Raw genomic sequence first — 739 nt, 5'->3', positions numbered from 1 at the left:
TTAAAAGCAGGCATCACAATCGTTTTGCCAACCCTCCCCTATCCTAAAGCCACACCGGTGATTAGAATTTGGGGTAGCCAGTCATGAAACCTTTTTGCACAGTGATGGCAAATGGAGAGGACATCACAAGAACGCTGATGGACTATGTTTTGTCGATTGAAATTACCGATGAAGCAGAAGACAAAAGTGACCGCATTACCATAGAGCTTGATGACCGCGCCCGTGACAGTGATAACGGCTTTCTTGATATTCCTCTCATCGGAACAATCATTTCTGTCACACTTGGCTATGAAGGCGGCAAAAACCGCGATATGGGAGCCTATCTGATTGATGAAATCTCTGTAAGCAGCCCGCCTCAAAGCCTAAGCGTGACCGGACGCGCCGCCTCTATGAATACGTCTTATAGAACACCCAAAAGCCAATCCTATCACCAACAAACCCTTGGCAGTATTGTTCAAGAGATAGCAGAGCGCAATGGCTATACACCAAAAGTTGACCCTGCTCTTGCTAAAATTGTTGTGCGTCACATTGATCAAACTTCTGAAAGCGATATGGCTTTTGCCACGCGCCTTGCAGAAGACTATGATGCGGTAGCAAAACCCGTTGATGGCAAGCTTGTTTTGGCTAGACGGGGGGAAGGCAAAGCCATCACTGGTGAAACACTCCCCGTTGTTATTATCCATGAAAAACTCTGTACCTCTTGGGATTTTAAATACAGTGCGCGTGATGAAGCAGGAGC

General features: G+C 46.7%; 1 protein-coding gene and 1 pseudogene. Both read left to right on the top strand.

All coding sequences use genetic code 11. The features are described from left to right. Nucleotides 1–87, top strand: a pseudogene (locus ACFIO3_RS14625) (phage tail protein); the annotation flags it as partial. Continuing rightward, the coding region (locus tag ACFIO3_RS14620) for a contractile injection system protein, VgrG/Pvc8 family (protein WP_375704733.1) at nucleotides 84–739 on the top strand (656 nt) is incomplete at its 3' end. The pseudogene ACFIO3_RS14625 and the gene ACFIO3_RS14620, both read left to right, overlap by 4 nt.

The organism is Bartonella sp. AD328YNZD, from assembly GCF_042196425.1.
Note: the sequence above shows the minus strand (reverse complement) of the source record. Positions and strands in the feature narration are given on the sequence as shown.